The sequence below is a fragment of the Pseudoalteromonas byunsanensis genome (assembly GCF_001854475.1).
GTDB lineage: Bacteria > Pseudomonadota > Gammaproteobacteria > Enterobacterales > Alteromonadaceae > Pseudoalteromonas > Pseudoalteromonas byunsanensis.
Genome location: NZ_MNAN01000035.1, coordinates 478,001 through 493,736 on the forward strand (window position 1 = coordinate 478,001; position 15,736 = coordinate 493,736).

11 protein-coding genes are annotated in these 15,736 nt (G+C 42.9%); 1 reads left to right on the forward strand and 10 read right to left on the reverse strand.

From position 1 onward, the window contains the following. Positions 1-68 precede the first annotated feature (68 nt). The 10 genes from phoR to BIW53_RS18455 form a co-directional block, all read right to left on the reverse strand. Positions 69-1,400, reverse strand: a complete 1,332-nt coding sequence (gene phoR, locus BIW53_RS18410) for a phosphate regulon sensor histidine kinase PhoR (protein WP_070993467.1) — start codon at positions 1,398-1,400, stop codon at positions 69-71. Between the two features lie 36 nt (positions 1,401-1,436). Then, positions 1,437-2,126, reverse strand: a complete 690-nt coding sequence (gene phoB / locus BIW53_RS18415; RefSeq protein WP_070985814.1) for a phosphate regulon transcriptional regulator PhoB — start codon at positions 2,124-2,126, stop codon at positions 1,437-1,439. Between the two features lie 178 nt (positions 2,127-2,304). Beyond that, entirely contained in the window at positions 2,305-3,255 is a 951-nt protein-coding gene (locus BIW53_RS18420) for a porin (RefSeq protein WP_070993525.1), read from the reverse strand. Positions 3,256-3,674: 419 nt separating this feature from the next. Then, positions 3,675-4,739, reverse strand: a complete 1,065-nt coding sequence (gene fba / locus BIW53_RS18425; protein WP_070993468.1) for a class II fructose-bisphosphate aldolase — start codon at positions 4,737-4,739, stop codon at positions 3,675-3,677. Between the two features lie 143 nt (positions 4,740-4,882). Then, positions 4,883-6,061: a phosphoglycerate kinase gene (locus BIW53_RS18430; RefSeq protein WP_070993469.1), complete on the reverse strand. Its 1,179-nt coding sequence runs from the start codon at positions 6,059-6,061 to the stop codon at positions 4,883-4,885. 40 nt (positions 6,062-6,101) lie between these two features. Beyond that, positions 6,102-7,115 carry an erythrose-4-phosphate dehydrogenase gene (epd, locus tag BIW53_RS18435; RefSeq protein WP_070993470.1) on the reverse strand — a complete coding sequence of 338 codons (1,014 nt, stop codon included), beginning with the start codon at positions 7,113-7,115 and terminating at the stop codon, positions 6,102-6,104. Positions 7,116-7,318: 203 nt separating this feature from the next. After that, on the reverse strand, positions 7,319-7,951 hold the full coding sequence (locus BIW53_RS18440) for a 3'-5' exonuclease (RefSeq protein ID WP_070993471.1): 633 nt from the start codon (positions 7,949-7,951) through the stop codon (positions 7,319-7,321). After that, positions 7,948-9,786, reverse strand: coding sequence for a DUF294 nucleotidyltransferase-like domain-containing protein (locus BIW53_RS18445; RefSeq protein WP_070993472.1), 1,839 nt, complete (start codon positions 9,784-9,786; stop codon positions 7,948-7,950). The genes BIW53_RS18440 and BIW53_RS18445 overlap by 4 nt, the downstream gene beginning before the upstream one ends. Positions 9,787-9,892: 106 nt before the next feature. After that, complete coding sequence (locus BIW53_RS18450; protein WP_070993473.1) at positions 9,893-11,617, reverse strand: sodium:solute symporter family protein; 1,725 nt, start codon at positions 11,615-11,617, stop codon at positions 9,893-9,895. Positions 11,618-11,627: 10 nt separating this feature from the next. Beyond that, positions 11,628-11,891, reverse strand: a complete 264-nt coding sequence (locus tag BIW53_RS18455; RefSeq protein WP_070993474.1) for a DUF4212 domain-containing protein — start codon at positions 11,889-11,891, stop codon at positions 11,628-11,630. 376 nt (positions 11,892-12,267) lie between these two features. Here BIW53_RS18455 and BIW53_RS18460 point away from each other — a divergent pair, with 376 nt between their 5' ends. Then, a complete protein-coding gene (locus BIW53_RS18460) occupies positions 12,268-15,699 on the forward strand; it encodes a PAS domain-containing hybrid sensor histidine kinase/response regulator (protein ID WP_070993475.1) in 3,432 nt (1,143 codons plus the stop codon). The last annotated feature ends 37 nt before the right edge of the window (positions 15,700-15,736 follow it).

Sequence of the window (15,736 nt, forward strand, 5' to 3'; positions counted from 1 at the left end):
TCCAATTGTTCGTCCCAGTTAAATAACGCAGACTATATTGCGCCCATTCAATGACAGAAAAATTACTCTTAAATGACAGTTTTGTGACTTTCATTCGTTGTCATAAAAGCAAGTTTGTTTTTAGAAAATGCAAATGAAAAACATGATCCTTCACCCAAAGTACTTGATATTTCGAGCGTAGAATCATGACGTGTAAGAACATGCTTGGTAATTGCAAGACCTAGACCTGAACCTCCGGTTTTACGACTTCGGGCTTTGTCTACCCGATAAAAACGTTCGGTAAGTCGGTGAATATGCTCAGGCGCAATACCATCACCATTATCAATCACCGAGAACCTTGGCTTGCCATCTTTATCATATTGCCAGTTTACCTCCACATGACCATTTGACTTGGTGTAATGGATAGCATTGAAAACTAGGTTAGAAAACGCGCTCCGCAGTTCATCCGCTGCACCAACGATATCCAATGATTTGTCTACGTTGAAGGTAAGTTGATGATGCTTATCCTGATTGAGTGATTTCGCTTCTGTTTCGATCAGCGATAGCATGGCTGGTACATCGACAGGTTTGTCTTTATCTTGTTTACGCGCACTCTCTATGCGTGACAACGACAACAATTGATTTACTAAGCTATCCATGCGCTTACATTGTTCAATCATCGTAAAATGTGCTTTATTCCACATACTAGGAGGCGGAAGATTGTCACTATCTAGCATTTCAAGGTAGCCCGTGATGACGGTCAAAGGTGTTCTTAGTTCATGTGAAACATTGGCGACAAAATCTTTACGCATTTGCTCCAGCTGCTTTAATCGCGTGATGTCGCGCACAACCATCATTAACTGCTCGGCATAGGGCATAACCCTAAATTCTAAAATTTGCTCACTGACATGCCCGGAGTCGAGTTCAAGCGGCTCATCGAACTTTTGGCCTTGCATGTACTTTACGAACTTGGGATCACGGATCAGATTATCTAATCGCTGTCCGTGATCTGTTGGCCACTGTAGGCCAAGTACTTTTAGCGCTAACTGATTACACCAAACAATACTTAAATCTTGTTGTAATACTACCACTGCATCAGGCACCGCTTCAGCGCCCTCTCGGAAACGACGTATCAATTCCGCCAATTCATTGCGCTTTTTGCGGTTTCGGTGCTGTAAATGATAGATCCCTTCAAAGATTTGTTCCCACGCCCCTTCACCTTCTGGAGGGTTAAAGCTGCGCTGGTTGAGCAACCAATCGCTGAGACGATAAAGCTGATGATAATGCCATAATAACAATGATATTGAGCCAATGAATAGCAGAACAAATGGCGCTCCGATCAGAATACCAATCAAAGTTAAGGGCAAAAAATACAAAAACAGGCGTTTAAACAACGCCTGTTTATTTATCACTCGGTACATATATGATTGTATCCCAACACTACTAGGCTAGCGTGTTTATAGCTTACTAGAAAAACGGTAGCCAGCTCCACGTACCGTTTGTACTAACCTGTCATGGCCTAACGGTGCAATAGCTTTGCGTAAACGACGAATGTGCACATCCACCGTTCTGTCTTCAACGTACACGTTGGTTCCCCAAACATGATCTAACAATTGCTCACGACTGTAAACGCGTTCAGGGTGTGTCATAAAGAAGTGTAATAAGCGAAATTCTGTTGGACCCATATCCAGTTCACTACCGGCAGAGGTTACTCGATGCGAAATAGGATCTAGACGTAAGCCATGCACTTCAATCGCCTCTTCCAGTGATGTTGGCGATACACGACGGATCACAGCTTTGATCCTTGCCATCAGCTCTTTGGGCGAGAAAGGTTTAGTAACATAGTCATCTGCACCAACTTCTAGTCCCTTAACTTTATCTTCTTCTTCTCCACGAGCGGTTAGCATGATGATAGGGATCTGGCGAGTATACTCACTTTGCTTAAACTTTTTCGCAATTTGAATACCGCTGCCACCAGGTAGCATCCAGTCGAGTAAAACCATATCAGGATAAGGTTCAACCATCGCGGCGATAGCCGAATCATAATCCTCAGCTTCAATTGCTTGAAAGCCATTTTGCTCTAAAACAAATACCAGCATTTCTCTGATAGGTGCTTCATCATCAACTACAAGTACTTTACGTGACATCCCAATGTTCTCTTTCATTACCGAAGTTGTTGTCATTATTATGACTTAGTGTGACAGTTTTATGAAACTGTATCTCGGAATTAAAAAAGCCCACAAAAAAACACGATATTATTTTTATCGCGCAATTTTTTGTAGACTATTGATGTTACGGGATTATTTAAATAAAAAGAATATTCAACTAAAAATCGTAACGTAATGTCAGTGCCATATGTTCTTGGTCTGGTGTATTGTCTAAATTAAATTGTGAGTACCAAATATACATACGTGCTTGCTTAGACAGGCTTTTTTCAACACCTAACGATGTCGCGTTGCCCGCTTCTGCAAGCTTTCCGCTAGCACCGTCCGAATCTTGATATTGAGCCAATAATTTATAACTATCAATTTTATATGAAGCACTGACCATATAGCTATCGACTTTATCGTCATTATCTATCTTCTCACTTTGTTGATACATACCACCCAAAGTGGCATTACCGACCCGCCCTTGCACCGTTACACGATTGATGTCTTGACCTGCTACTTCGCTATCATGAGCGACACTAATGTAAATGGGTGTTTTTTTCAATTTGCTGTCACCATACATACCCGCCACAGAAATACCCGACTCGCCTTTTTGTTTACTGTTATCTTCTGCTATATAACTGACCACAAATTTCAAGTGGTTCAACTCAGGAGTGGTGTATTGAATGGTATCACCGAGGCGGTTTTCTCCAGCAAAAAGTACTTTAATATCAGCTTCAAAGTCATTCATCATATCTATACTACCCTGCGACTTTTTGACAGCTGTATCGTCCCGACCAATCAAAACTTGCCCAAAACTACCTTTAACTCCTACATACTGAGAGCGAGCAGTAATATTTTCGCCATTTTTGCCATCTTTATCGTTATCGGCTGGATTCACTTCAAATTCGTACTTGAAAAAGGCCTCAAGTCCATCACTTACCTGTGCCTGCCCTTTTACACCCAATCTAGATGCATAACTTTCAATGCTCGTTTGAGAGTCATCCGCAATGTCGCTATACTGAACTCCAGCATGCACTCGACCATACACTTTCATTTCTTCTGCGCCAACAAAGCCAGAAGCAATCAGCAGTAATGAACCTAAAGTTGTTAACTTATTTATTTTCATTTTTAGCGCAGCCTTAGTCAATTGTGGTAGTTCTGATCCCTGAACTGATGGGCTCATTGTTACGAACTGTAATATAAAAATTAGCTGCTAATCATAGGAGATCAAGAAATATGTCTACTTGGGATCAAATTTGTACTAAGTAGAGAGTTTGGGATCAAAATCTTACCAACCCGATCCCATTTCGGATCAATATTTTACTAGCATAACTCGCAGAATTACCTTTATAACCATCAAATTAGCTATTTATTGTGCAAATATAGCTGTCACAACGATCATATCTTATAGAGCTAGTAAAAAACTGATCCAAAGCAATGAATAGCACTAACATATTGATCTTTAAATATGATCGGGTAGTAAAATAGTGATCCAAAAAAAAGCCTCTAAATGAGGCTTTTCTTAACTAAAAATAGACTTAGTTATTATTTGATCTGAGCGTTTAGCTCACCTGATAGATACTTTAAGTGCATATCATCTAGAGAGATAGGCTTGATCTTACTAGCATTACCAGCAGTACCAAATGCTTCATAACGATCAATACAGATCTCGGTCATTGCTTTAGTCGCTTCGGCTAAGAACTTACGAGGATCGAAGTTAGCAGGGTTATGAGCTAGATGGCGACGAATAGCACCAGTTGATGCCAAACGTAGATCCGTATCAATATTAACCTTACGAACGCCGTGTTTGATCCCTTCAACAATCTGTTCAACTGGTACGCCGTACGTTTCTGGGATTTCACCACCATATTCGTTGATCACAGCTAACCAATCTTGCGGTACTGAAGACGAACCATGCATTACCAAGTGTGTATTTGGAATTCGCGCATGAATTTCTTTAATGCGGTTGATAGCCAAAATATCACCCGTTGGTGGACGAGTAAATTTATACGCACCATGTGATGTACCGCATGCAATAGCAAGTGCATCTACACCTGTTTTACTTACAAAGTCAGCAGCCTCTTCAGGGTCTGTTAACAGCTGATCGTGAGTAAGCTTACCCACAGCGCCGATGCCATCTTCCTCTCCAGCTTCACCTGTTTCTAAAGAACCCAACACACCAAGTTCACCTTCTACAGAAACACCACAAGCATGGGCCATTTCTACAGTGCGACGTGTAACATCAACATTGTATTCATAGCTTGATGGCGTTTTGCCATCGTCAAGCAAAGAGCCATCCATCATTACTGATGAGAATCCCAATTGAATTGAACGTTGACACACGGCCGGAGATGTACCGTGGTCTTGATGCATAACTACTGGAATGTGTGGCCACTCTTCAATAGCTGCAAGGATCATGTGGCGAATAAACGGTGCGCCAGCATAAGCACGAGCACCCGCAGAACCTTGTACAATCACAGGGCTGTTAGTTTTGTCAGCCGCTTCCATGATCGCGCGCATTTGTTCCTGGTTGTTTACGTTAAAAGCTGGAACTCCATAACCATGCTCAGCAGCATGATCTAGAAGTTGACGCATACTGATTAAAGCCATAATGCTTTCTCCAATAGTCGATAGCTTGTCGCTATCTTGTTTGAACGGGATAAGTTGTATGTAGCCTAAGCTACGAATATTTGTTCATATCTAAGTGAGAGTGATATAAACAAATAAGGCCAGCTAACGCTGGCCCATAAAAATTAAACGTTTGCTCTTTTCTCAAGCATAGCTACTGCCGGTAGTTTTTTCCCTTCTAAAAACTCCAAAAAGGCGCCACCACCAGTAGAAATATAAGAAATATCACCTGCCACGCCATATTTGTCGATCGCCGCTAACGTATCGCCACCGCCGGCAATAGAAAACGCGCTAGATTTAGCAATAGCATTTGCAATAGCTTCAGTACCATTACCAAATTGATCAAACTCGAATACACCAACAGGTCCATTCCAAACTACCGTACCTGCTTTTTCGATAATCTTAGCTAGCGTATTTGCAGTCTCAGGGCCAATATCAAAGATCATATCTTCATCTGTGATTTCATTCACATTTTTTATCGTTGCCACAGCGGATTCAGAAAACTCAGAACCGACAACCACATCTGTAGGCACAGGAATGTCACCATTGTTCGCGCGAGCTGCATCTGTTAATTTATTCGCTTCTGCGATTAAATCTTTTTCGTATAGAGACTTACCAACTGGATATCCAGCCGCAGCGATGAAAGTATTAGCAATACCGCCACCCGCTACAAGTTGGTCAACGACTGTTGACAGCGAGTCTAGTACTGTTAGTTTAGTCGATACTTTTGAACCACCCACAATCGCCACCAAAGGACGAGCTGGGTTATCTAGCGCTTTACCCAGAGCATCAAGCTCTGCGGCTAATAACGGACCTGCACACGCGATCGGAGCGAATAAACCCACACCATGTGTTGAAGCCTGCGCTCTATGTGCAGTACCAAAGGCATCCATCACATAGACATCACACAATGCAGCCAATTGCTTAGCTAACGTTTCGTCATCTTTCTTCTCGCCAACATTAAAGCGAACATTCTCAAAAACAACGACTTCATTGTCTGCAACTTCTACACCATCCAGATAGTCTGTTACCAAGCGAACATTTTGCGTCAAAGCATCATTCAAGTAATCAACAACTGGCTGCATAGAATATTGTGCATCATACTCTCCTTCCGTTGGACGGCCCAAGTGCGACATCACCATCACTTTAGCACCCTTCTCAAGCGCAAGCTTGATGGTAGGTAACGATGCGCGAATGCGTGCATCAGAGGTCACTTTGCCCTCTTTAACAGGCACGTTCAAATCTTCACGGATTAATACGCGCTTGCCGCTTAAATCTAAATCAGTCATTTTAATGACAGACATGGACTTCTCCTTCATTATGATACTTCAATAATCAAATTAGTTATTTAGCAGCCATCATTGCCGCCGCTGTGTCGAGCATTCGATTCGCAAAACCCCACTCGTTGTCACACCACACTAATAATTTTACAAGTCGTTTATGGCTAACTCGTGTTTGTGTGCCATCTATGATACAGGAGTGTGAGTCATGATTGAAATCAACCGAGACCAAAGGCTCTTCAGTATAACTCAAGATACCTTCTAAGCGCCCTGAGGCGGCTTGTTGTAATACCTGATTGACTCGAACTAAATCGACTTCGGCGTTTACTGTAACGCTTAAGTCCATAGCTGTAACATTGATGGTAGGGACACGCACCGCAATAGCCTCAAAACGGCTATGGAATTTGGGTAATATACGCTCAATACCTCGCGCCAGCTTAGTATCAACAGGGATAATTGATTGACTGGCTGCACGGGTACGTCTTAAGTCACTATGATATGCATCAATGACTTGCTGATCATGCATTGAAGCGTGAATAGTTGTGATAGCCCCAGATTCTATTCCAAAAGCATCATCCAGCACCTTTATCACCGGTACGATACAGTTGGTCGTGCATGAACCATTAGATACTATGGTGTTTGAAGCGCGAAGCTCTTCATCATTAATACCATATACGATAGTCGCATCGACGTCAGCGTCCGCAGGTTGAGAAAACAGCACTTTTTTGGCACCAGCGTTTAAATGACGCTGAGCATCCTGACGAGAATGAAATACACCGGTACATTCAAGTACCACATCAACATCTAATGCCTGCCACGGTAACAAACTGGGATCAGCCTCATTAAACAGTTGAATCGTGTCACCAGCAACATTTAAATACGGAGCTTGGTGGCTTACATCAAACGCAAAACGCCCATGAGAAGTATCATATTTTAAAAGGTGGGCAACGGCTTTAGGGTCTGCTAATTCATTGATAGCGACAACCTGAATTTCGTGCTGGCGTCCGGACTCGTACAGCGCGCGTACTATGTTGCGACCGATACGACCAAAACCATTGATTGCCAGTTTGATTGCCATTAGATTGAGAATCCAGCTAAATGCGAATAATTACAGGAGCTTTACTCCTAAGTTGGCGCTATTGTAATCGACCGCGATTAAATGTGTAAGGGTAATGACAAACTTTTTTTATATACTGGTTTGAAATATGCCTTAGTGTCGATCTGATTCATGCTCTAAGACCGACTTGAGGCAATTTTAGCGCTGTAATAGCATGCGTTCGCTTAATGTAACAACCGCCCAAGTTTGAGCCGTTTTCCTGAACTAATGGCACTGACCTGTGCGAGCAAAAGTTCAGCGGTTGCCAAAGAGTCTGTTAGCGCATTGTGCACCGCATATTCTGGCAAGTGGTAGCGGTTACGACATATAGGTAAAGTTAAACTATGCGCCCCCAAAGGCACAGTGCTAGTCGCCAAACGACGCTTCTCAATAGCCATCGTATCTAGTATCGCCAATGGTTTTAAAGTGAAGTCATTACATCGACATACTTTTTTTAAAAAAGACCAATCAAGTTGCGCATTGTGGCACACCAGGATTTTGCCTTCTAACGCAGCAACCAAGCGTGTCAAAATCTGACTTATCAATTCACCTTGCTCGAGCATTTGTTCGTCTATGCCATGATATACTGGACTTTGCGATAGAGTGTGTACTTCCTTATTCAAATAATATTCAGCAGAGTCTAGACGAATTCTCCCTTGTTCAATTATCAACCATGCCGCGGAGACTATCTCATCTTTTTGGGCGTCTAGTCCGGTGAGTTCAAGATCAAGGACCACATATTGTGCGCCATTAAATTCAAGTTGTCGTAACTTCATTTGATGATAAAGCGTGCGCCACCAGCGAACAATCCAATTCATAGACTACCTCTGGCAAATTTGAACGCACAGGCCTGTTGGGCTTGTTTAATAAGGTAAAATGCTTCTTTTAACTGATGTCTTTCAAGCGAGGTAAGATGTTCTGGGTTGATGCAATTTTCTGGTAGTTGCTCATACTCCAACTGGGTTTTTAGCCTTAGTTGAGTGAGGTAGCGCCAGCAGTCTTTTAAATCATAAATATCTGCTTTATTCATAAGCGTCGTACTCAACAAAGCATCTAAACGCTCTAGGGTATTAGCCTTATAGATCTGGGCTTTTAGCGCATAAAGACGGACCAGATCATTGATGATAACAACACCGCGACGCTTTAGATCAAGGTACTTGTGCTGTTGCTTGTCTTTTTCCAGTTTAAACTGCTGAAACAACCCCAACGGCACAGAGTTAGTGCTAATATCCGTCGCCATCGCAGCAAAGAACAGTTCATTTTTAGTGAGTTTACTTAAGTGGCTTGTAAACTCATTGTATAACGCGCTGCTGCCGTCAATAAAACGGATATCAAAATAGATTTTGCAATTAAGCATCGCCTTTGGCGTAGGCTGAGTTACCCAGTTTTCAAAACGTGCTAACCACTGTTTAACCGACCCTCGACAATCATCATTGCTGGCCATTATATTGCCAGGACAAGTTCGGATACCACAGTTAGCCAGTTGCTCACAAACAAATTGACCCAATCCTAAAAAGTAGCGCCGCTGTTCATCGTTCACATCATTGGGAAGCAACAAGCCATTGTCTTGATCCGAATGTAGCGTTTGCTCTTCTCTGGCTTGCGAACCGAAACAGATCCAACTAAAAGTACATGGTGCATCGCCATGCGCTGCTTGATACAAAGCTATTAATCGAGCGGTAAGTGCATCACTTAAGCCACTAAGTAGTTTACCAATCAAAGAAATATCTTCGATGTTATTGGCAAAACTTTTCAGCAAGGTAGGGATCTCAGCGGCACATAGCTTAAGCGCACAGAGGCTTTGTGCTTTATAAATTTTACCAATCAATTGCACTGGGTCACTTTTTTGCTGGCGCAATAGATCTGTACTGGTTAGCATTCCTAACGGCTCATGATGCTCGTTTAATACTGGCAAATGATGAATGTTATGTTTGAGCATTAAGTGTAACGCTGAAAACACCCGATTATGTTCAAATATATACTTAGGTGAATCAGTCATGATCGTTGCTATCGACTGCTCAGGTGATACTCCTACCGCAAGCACTCGGTTTCGCAAATCTCGGTCCGTCACCACACCTATTAACTTGCGATGCTCGCTGATGATAATTGACGAAACCGAATGTTGGCTCATCGTGTTGGCTGCTTCATAGATGCTCGCATCAGGTGCAAGCACAACAGCACCTTTTGTCATCACATCACTAATCTTCTTTTCTGACCAGCTATCGCGACTTTGTTTGTAGGCAGACGAAAGTAGTCTGTTGGCATGCGCTTTTACAAAGTGCTGTTCAAACACTTTATATTCGCGACGCAAGAACTCGAAATCTTCTTCCTTTAGCAAGTAAACTAAACCCGCTGTATTAACCTGTAACTGATTTTTAATCGCTTCACCTGTTAATAACGATGGGTAGCCAAAGTAGTCACCTTCAGCCAAGCGCGTGATCACTTCACCATTAGCGGTGAGTAAGTCATAACTACCAGAGCGTATGAGATACAAATATAAATTGCCACAGCGTAACCATTGATGCTGGTTTTGCTCAGTAAGATAGATCACCTCTAGATGGGTGGAAAAAAAATGGCTGGCTGCCTCTGGTAGCTGACTAAACGGCATTTGCTTACTAACAAATCGTTTAACCTCTGCAATCTCAGGTGTCATCCTCGCTCCTAAACTGTTTGCCAATAACCATCGGATAAATCCTTTTTTAAACGAAGAAACCCAGCCCAATGGGCTGGGTTGTCCCTTACAATACTAGCAAATGAATCTAATGTGCGTGGGCGGCGCTCGACCCTTTAGGATTGCGAATACTTTCCACCATCTGTTGTACTTCCACTGGTGTCTGCGCCGTCAGTTTGAGTACCACAGCAGCAACAATAAAGTTCACCATCATACCCACAATACCTATTCCTTCTGGTGAGATGCCAAACAGCCAATTCGCAGGTGTGTTAAGCTCTGGGCTAATAAACTTAAAGTAGATGATATAAGCCGCGGTAAAGGTTATCCCTGTTACCATACCTGCAATAGCACCTTCTTTATTCATACTTTTAGAAAAAATCCCCATAATGATCGCGGGGAAGAAGCTTGCCGCCGCAAGGCCAAACGCAAAGGCTACGACTGATGCAACAAATCCCGGCGGATTAATACCAAAGTAAGCAGAAATAACTATCGCTACCATGGCTGATAAGCGCGCCGCTAACAGCTCTTGTTTATCACTGATATTGGGCTTTAAGGTTCGCTTGAGTAGATCATGTGAAACGGACGTGGAAATAACCAAGAGTAAACCCGCTGTAGTCGAAAGTGCCGCTGCAATTCCACCAGCTGCAACCAGAGCAATCACCCATGCCGGTAAATCAGCAATTTCGGGATTTGCCAACACCATAATATCACGGTCAATTTGCACTTCGTTGGCACTATTTGGGTCGCTAATTTTGCCTGATGAGTAGAACATCTTGCCATCATTGTTTTTGTCTTCGAACACGATAAGCCCTGTTCTTTCCCAATTTTTCACCCAAGTGGGCGCTTCAGCATAGGCTGTGCCACTACCGTCTTTGCCATTGATAGTATCAATCATATTAACGCGCGCAAATGAAGCCACGGCAGGTGCCGTAGTATAAACAATAGCGATAAATACGAGTGTCCATGCAGCTGAAATTCGGGTGTCTTTAACGCGAGGTACAGTGAAAAAGCGCACAATAACATGAGGCAAACCCGCGGTGCCCACCATCAATGCAGCAGTGATGGCAAATACATCAATCATGCTTTTTGAGCCTTCGGTATATTGAGCAAATCCCAATTCAGCACTGAGACCATCCAGCTTATCCAGCACATACATGCCAGAACCATCAGCAAGCGTCGCCCCAAAGCCTGTTTGTGGTAGCAAATGACCCGTCATCATCAAAGAGATAAAAATAGCTGGTACAAGGTATGCGAACACTAACACACAGTATTGTGCTACTTGGGTATAGGTGATCCCTTTCATTCCGCCAAGCACAGCATAGAAGAAAACAATCACCATACCAATGTAAACACCGGTTTCTATATCGACCTCTAAAAAGCGAGAAAATACCACACCAACGCCGCGCATTTGTCCTGCTATGTAGGTGAAGCAAATAAAAATGGCACACAAAATGGCAACGACACGCGCAACCTGTGAGTAATAACGATCGCCGATAAAATCAGGTACCGTGAATTTACCGAACTTACGTAAATACGGTGCTAGACACAGAGCTAGTAATACATAACCACCGGTCCATCCCATTAGGTAAACGCCACCGTCATAACCTGCAAATGAAATAATCCCTGCCATGGAAATAAATGACGCTGCGCTCATCCAGTCTGCAGCCGTGGCCATACCGTTTGCAAATGGCGGTACTCCGCCACCTGCTACATAAAAATCTTGTGTGGAGCCTGCACGGGCCCAGATAGCAATTCCGATATAGAGCGCAAAGCTCAAACCGACGATTATAAATGTGAGAGTTTGTACATCCATCATAATGCCCCTATTCGTCTACGCCGTATTTTTTATCCAGTGCATTCATCTTGAATACGTAGACAAAAATCAAAACAACAAAGGTGTAAATAGCCCCCTGTTGTGAAAACCAAAAACCCAGCTTAAATCCGAAAAAACGAACTTCGTTGAGTACATCCACTAGCAAAATGCCAAAGCCGAAAGACACGACAAACCAAATTGCCAACAGTTTAAACATTAAGGCGAGATTTTCTGACCAGTATGCTTTTGCTTGTTGTTCATCTTTAAAAGCCATTTTGTATCCCCTATCACGTGCCCATTTTGGAGCTGTGTTGGTGTTAATTGTCACCATTTACCTTAGCAACGGCTTGATAAGATTAAATTGAGACCTTAGTCGTAGCAGCTACATTACGTTTACGTCAACTGCACCTTGAGGAAAAATAATATTGAAATAATTCATTTAATTACAATAGGTTAATAACTTTATGATGCTTACTTTGATATGCTTCACACTAAATATGACGTTTATACGACATTAGTCTAAATCTACTTGAGAAAAATAACTTTTCATTTAAAAACAATAAGTTAAAATCGTATCGGCGATATGACTTATACTGACACCTGATAAATCTGTGGTAAGGTAAAGTCACCTCCTTTTAACAAGAATAATAATGACAGCTGCTCTAATTTTAGTCTCTCTCAGTTACATTGGCGTCTTGTTCTGGCTGGCCAACTGGGGAGATAAAACCACGCCTCTTGCTATGCGGATCACACATCACCCCTTTGTGTATGCGTTTTCGCTAGGTATTTATTGTACCTCATGGACTTATTATGGCTCTGTCGGCACTGCTGCAGAAAGTAGCTGGCACTACTTACCTATCTTACTTGGGCCCGCCTTGTTATTTTTCTTTGGTCATGGCTTTTTACGCAAGCTGATTTTGGTCAGCAAAAAGCAAAACATTACCACCATTGCCGATTTTATTTCCGCCCGCTATGGCAAACGCCAGGCTACGGCCGTCATGGTCACGATGATTGCGCTACTGGCCACGATTCCTTACATAGCTTTACAACTCAAAGCTCTCAGTAGTAGCTTCTTATTACTGCAACAAGGGTCACTGTTCTCTGGTAGTGCGTTGGCATTAACCGGCACACTGGTTATGGCTTTATTCGCCATATTTTTTGGAACTAGGAAAGTTGATGTTACCGAATATCGCTCAGGTTTAATGCTAGCGGTCGCTTTTGAATCTATTATAAAACTCATTGCACTTGGAGCGGTGGCAATATTAGCAATTGTTGCACTACTTAAAGTGCAAGATAGCACTATTAATATCGAACACTGGCTGAACTTTGATGCCTTTAACTTCAATTTTGTCGGTCAAAGTCTGATGGCCGCCGCGGCTATTGTTTGTTTGCCTCGGCAATTTCACGTCACCGTAGTGGATAACCAAGACCGTCGTCACTTGCGCACCGCTCGCTGGGCCTTTCCATTATATTTATTGCTCATTGCAGCAATGATCATTCCTATTTCAACGGCAGCAATACATCCCCAGATAGGGGCTAATATAGCTGCTGATAGTTTTGTATTGGCGCTGCCCTTAATGCAAGACCATCCAGTTATAACCACATTTGTATTTATCGGTGGTCTATCAGCGGCAACTGCTATGATAGTCGTTGCAACGCTCACTCTAAGCACTATGCTCTCTAACGATGTAGTACTCCCACTACTACTCAAACGAAAGTTAAAGCGCAGTGCACTGACACGCAACTATAAAACTCCTATTTTAATGATCCGCCGTATTATTATTGCCGCAATTTTATTACTGGCTTATTTATATCAGCAATGGTTTGGTCATGGTGAAGCGCTTGCTAACATGGGGTTAGTGGCATTCTCACTGGTCACGCAACTGCTGCCAGCTATTGTTGGCGGCTTATACTGGCGTAAGGGTCACGCATATGGCGTTTATGCAGGATTACTGGCAGGTTTTATCTGCTGGGCACTATTTTTAATGCTACCAGTTGTGGGAGCTGGCATCGCACTGGATTATGAATTAAGACAAAGCCTTATTACCCGAGGTACATTACTTGCCTTGTGTGCGAACATTATTTGTTATATCAGTTTCTCACTGGCGGCCCATGAACGTTTAATCGATAAAATTCAGGCCGCTGCGTTTGTTTATCCAAAAGAGCAAGCCGGGTTTGCGAAACGTTTGAATAAGAACGTTAAAGCCAGTGTGTACGACTTTAAGGTATTGCTACAAACATTTTTAGGGATCCAACGCTCAGGACAACTCCTCAGCCAGTACGCGCAAAGCAACCTAATAGATGATAACAATGCCTCCCCTGATGCGGACTTTATTGCATACTGCGAGCGTGCGCTCACCGGTGTACTAGGCGCATCTTCAGCACAAGCACTGATCCATACTGTCGCCTCTGGCAAGCAAATGGCTTTTGAAGAGGTCGTTAATTTCTTCGACGAAACCACACAAGCACTACAATTCAATCAAAACTTGCTATACACCTCTTTGGAAAACCTTAGTCATGGTATATCAGTGGTTGATAAAGAGCTTAACTTAGTCGCTTGGAACAAACGTTACAGTGAGATGTTTGACTACCCTGATGACTTTTTAGAAGTTGGCCTCCCCATCGAGAAAGTCATTCGATTTAACGCACAAAGGGGTGAATGTGGGCCAGGTGACATAGAGCGACTGGTTGAGAAACGAGTACAACACTTGCGTAACGGCACACCACACCACTTTATTCGCCATCGTCGCGATGGACAAGTCTATGAAATGCGTGGCAATCCATTACCAGAGGGCGGTTTTGTTACCAGCTTCTCTGATATCACCATGCATATCAACACACAAAATGCGCTAGAAGAGGTCAATATGGATCTGGAGAACCGTATTGAGGCGCGTACACAAGAAATTCGTACCATCAACACGGATTTACAGGCGCAAATCACCTCTCGAATAGCAACAGAACATGCATTAATGGCCGCCAAAAAAGAAGCTGAACGCGCCAATGACAGTAAAACCCGCTTTTTAGCACTGGCTAGTCACGATATTTTACAGCCTCTTAATGCCGCACGTTTGTATCTGGCAGCCATTGACGCACAGCCTTTGAGCCAACAAGACCATAGTAACTTCGAAAAACTCACTGATAGCCTAGACTCAACGGTCCACCTGATGTCAGCACTGTTAGACATCGCCAAGTTAGAACAAGGTGCGATGAAGCCCACGCCACGACATTTTTGTATTGATGATATTCTCAGCCCGCTGGCCAACGAGTACGCCATTTTATCCAGTGATAAGGGGTTACAACTTAAAGTACGTAGTAATCACGAGATTGTTCACAGTGATACAACCTACCTACGCCGCATCATCCAAAACCTAGTCTCAAATGCAGTGAAATATACCGAACACGGCAAGGTACTCATTGCCTGCCGTCATCGAAAACACAGTTTGAGACTGGACGTTTGGGACACCGGGCCCGGGATATCACAGCACCAACTTAGTAAAATATTTAATGACTTTTATCGTATTCAAAGCAATGACAACAAAGGAGTGGGGTTGGGACTTGGGGTCGTCAAACGATTGTGTGATCTGCTTAGTCTTGAATTATCTGTTAGCTCACAAATTGGCAAAGGTAGTTGTTTTAGCATCACCATACCAATCGGCGATGAGCAGCTAGTCGATCACAAAGCGCAATCAGGCGCGCAACTATCAGACATTGATAAGAAATCATCATTGCATGTTATTGCTGTTGATGATGACCCAAAGAATTTACAAGCCATGGCGAGTTTACTTAGCAAATGGCAAATGAAACACAGCCTCTTCACTGACTCATTGGATGTCATTGAATATGCAAAGACCCATCCTGCCGCGGATATTATTTTGATGGATTATCAACTCGGTGAGCAAAATGATGGCATCACTTTAGTAAAAACCTTGCGAGAGATTTGGCAACATTCAATTCCTGCTATCTTGATCACAGCTGTGCGAGATGAGGCATTAAAACAACATGCCAAGACTGAAGACATTCATTATTTGAGCAAGCCTATAAAGCCAGCCAAGTTGAAGGCTCTGCTTAATCATACTTTTTAATTTGTCCGCGCGAGCCACTGGTCCGCGGACTTTGCAA

Excerpts from the sequence above, each read along its gene's own strand:
- BIW53_RS18450 (WP_070993473.1), bottom strand. The coding sequence starts at position 11,617 with ATGGATGTACAAACTCTCACATTTATAATCGTCGGTTTGAGCTTTGCG.
- BIW53_RS18455 (WP_070993474.1), bottom strand. The coding sequence starts at position 11,891 with ATGGCTTTTAAAGATGAACAACAAGCAAAAGCATACTGGTCAGAAAAT.
- phoB (WP_070985814.1), bottom strand. The coding sequence starts at position 2,126 with ATGTCACGTAAAGTACTTGTAGTTGATGATGAAGCACCTATCAGAGAA.
- phoR (WP_070993467.1), bottom strand. The coding sequence starts at position 1,400 with ATGTACCGAGTGATAAATAAACAGGCGTTGTTTAAACGCCTGTTTTTG.
- BIW53_RS18445 (WP_070993472.1), bottom strand. The coding sequence starts at position 9,786 with ATGACACCTGAGATTGCAGAGGTTAAACGATTTGTTAGTAAGCAAATG.
- BIW53_RS18430 (WP_070993469.1), bottom strand. The coding sequence starts at position 6,061 with ATGTCTGTCATTAAAATGACTGATTTAGATTTAAGCGGCAAGCGCGTA.
- BIW53_RS18460 (WP_070993475.1), top strand. The coding sequence starts at position 12,268 with ATGACAGCTGCTCTAATTTTAGTCTCTCTCAGTTACATTGGCGTCTTG.
- fba (WP_070993468.1), bottom strand. The coding sequence starts at position 4,739 with ATGGCTTTAATCAGTATGCGTCAACTTCTAGATCATGCTGCTGAGCAT.
- BIW53_RS18420 (WP_070993525.1), bottom strand. The coding sequence starts at position 3,255 with ATGAAAATAAATAAGTTAACAACTTTAGGTTCATTACTGCTGATTGCT.
- BIW53_RS18440 (WP_070993471.1), bottom strand. The coding sequence starts at position 7,951 with ATGAATTGGATTGTTCGCTGGTGGCGCACGCTTTATCATCAAATGAAG.
- epd (WP_070993470.1), bottom strand. The coding sequence starts at position 7,115 with ATGGCAATCAAACTGGCAATCAATGGTTTTGGTCGTATCGGTCGCAAC.